The sequence below is a fragment of the Oleiphilus sp. HI0043 genome, assembly GCF_001634935.1.
Genome location: NZ_LWEY01000810.1, coordinates 1 through 826 on the forward strand (window position 1 = coordinate 1; position 826 = coordinate 826).

Annotated in this window: 2 protein-coding genes; one reads left to right on the top strand and one right to left on the bottom strand. The window is 42.3% G+C overall.

The features are described from left to right. Nucleotides 1-157 (bottom strand): TetR/AcrR family transcriptional regulator (locus tag A3729_RS30720; protein WP_231877395.1); only part of this gene is annotated, 157 nt, incomplete at its 3' end. Between the two features lie 180 nt (nt 158-337). On the opposite strand from A3729_RS30720, the gene A3729_RS09260 reads away from it, so the two are divergent. Continuing rightward, nucleotides 338-826, top strand: a 489-nt coding sequence (locus tag A3729_RS09260; RefSeq protein ID WP_197475731.1) for a carboxylesterase, incomplete at its 3' end; no start/stop codon positions are given.

The following is an 826-nucleotide window of genomic DNA, read 5'->3' on the forward strand; positions in this document are numbered from 1 at the left end:
GCTTTGATACCTGGGCAATTTCCGCTAGCTTATCCATGCTTGTCGCATCTACGCCATATTCCTTAAAGGCTTTTCTCGCGGCATCAATGATCGCCTCTCTCTTTAATTCACTGCGGCTTTTGCTTTTTTCGCTTAAGGTCTGACAGATTACGTTCACATTGAGTCTCAACAGCTTAAATACCAATAAAGTACATTTTTACACTGCATAGTTTACTTTTCAATTTAAATAAGTAAACTGCACTGATTAGTTTACTTATTGTATGGCGACGTCATGGTGGGCTCAGTGATGGATCGCTATGGAAGCGGGCAGCATGCTGTAAGTCAGAAGGAGAGAATCATGTTACGTTTAATAGCGCGCGTTGCTTTGGTGCTTACAGCACTGATGATTGTTAAAGGTTGTGCGAGTATGCCGGACAGCAAAATGCCTTTGCATCAGAGTGCTGAGTATTACAATTATATTCAGCGAGACTTTGAAAGCTATATAGAGGTGTCTAGAGCATGGTTATCGCATAACCGAAGTTTTATTTCACAGAACAAGCAAAAAGAGATCAACATGAACGCACCGTTTATGTTGATGCCTAATGAGCCGACACAGAAAGCTGTATTGCTGGTTCACGGCTTGGGAGACTCGCCTTATTCTTTTTCTGATATTGCTAAATCGCTCCACGGCGAAGGGTATGCTGTTCACGTTTTACTTTTGCCTGGGCACGGAAGTAAGCCTTCGGACTTAATGCTCTCTCACTATGAAGATTGGCAAGACATTGTTGACCACTATGCTCTACAGCTGAAAAAACAGTACAACAAGGTTTTACTAGGCGGTTTTTCT